The organism is Candidatus Nitrosarchaeum limnium BG20, assembly GCF_000241145.1.
Lineage (GTDB): Archaea > Thermoproteota > Nitrososphaeria > Nitrososphaerales > Nitrosopumilaceae > Nitrosarchaeum > Nitrosarchaeum limnae.
Genome location: NZ_AHJG01000147.1, coordinates 1 through 1,211, shown reverse-complemented (window position 1 = coordinate 1,211; position 1,211 = coordinate 1). Strand labels below are relative to the sequence as shown.

Annotated in this window: 2 protein-coding genes; one reads left to right on the top strand and one right to left on the bottom strand. The window is 32.9% G+C overall.

What is annotated here, in order from left to right:
* Nucleotides 1–85 precede the first annotated feature (85 nt).
* The gene (locus BG20_RS04680; RefSeq protein ID WP_048097060.1) at nucleotides 86–505 is read right to left on the bottom strand and encodes a response regulator transcription factor; all 420 of its coding nucleotides are present in this window, start codon (nucleotides 503–505) and stop codon (nucleotides 86–88) included.
* 84 nt (nucleotides 506–589) lie between these two features.
* On the opposite strand from BG20_RS04680, the gene BG20_RS04675 reads away from it, so the two are divergent.
* Nucleotides 590–991, top strand: coding sequence for an arsenate-mycothiol transferase ArsC (locus BG20_RS04675; RefSeq protein WP_010191530.1), 402 nt, complete (start codon nucleotides 590–592; stop codon nucleotides 989–991).
* Nucleotides 992–1,211: the final 220 nt, after the last annotated feature.

Here is a 1,211-nt window from a genome sequence, read left to right as displayed (position 1 = left end):
GTGAGAGTGGAATCAGTTCAATACATAGCCTAGAAAAAAATCAAATGAATTAACAAATAATCATGTTTTGTAATTTTGGTTTTATTCAGACATTTGGAATTTGTCCATATAGTCCTGCATTTTTCCTTTCTCGCAATCCATCGTTTATGGCTTTTAGTAATAACAAACGTTGTGTTGGTTTAGGAACAAAACATAAAGCTCCCAGAGCCTTCATTTCATTTAACAGTAATTGATCTTCAGTGTATGCGGTAGTCATGATTACTTTGGTTCTTGGATCATCTTTCATCACAGTTTTCAATACTTGCATTCCATCCATAACAGGCATTTTCCAATCCAGAATGATTACATCTGGTTTATACTTTTTGTACATCTGTAGACCCTCCATCCCATTGGTGGCAGTAATGATTGTGACAAATTTAAGATCATCTTTAATCACCAGTTGGGCAAATTCTCTAAAGGCTTGAGAATCATCCACTATCAATATTATCGGATACTGTCTACCCATGCTTTACTGATTTCAGCAGAGAATAAAGTAAAGTGCATGATCTAAATGAACAATCCAAATAAAACAGGCATGTTTATCTAAATTATGACAAAAAAAATTCTCTTTGTATGTGTTGAAAATGCAGGAAGAAGCCAGATGGCTGAAGCATTTTTTAGAAAATATCTTCCATCTGGATTTGAACCAATCAGTGCAGGTACAAAACCAGCATCAAAAGTAAATCCAATTGTAGCACAAGTAATGAAGGAGGTAGGTATTGACATTGAAAATAACCACCCTCAAAATATTTCACAGCAAATGATGGACGAAGCAGAAAATACCATCAACATGGGATGTATAGATAAAGAATCATGTCCGGCATTATTTCTAAAAAACGTGGATGATTGGCAGATATTGGACCCAAAAGGAAGATCAATAGAAGAAGTAAGAGAGATTCGTGACCAAATAGAAAAAAAAGTAAAAGATTTGATAAATAAATTATCTAGATGAATTGATTCAATTCTCATTTAAGAATATTAAAATCACATCTAAAATTAAGAAAAATATGCAAAAAATGAAAGTGATGATGTTATCAAAATGTGCACCAATTGAAACCAACCCATTAAAATTAACTGAGATAGATAGGCATGAAATTAACAAGCCAAATGAGATTTTATTAAAAATAGAGGCCTGTGGAGTTTGCCATTCACAATTACACGGAATAGAAGGA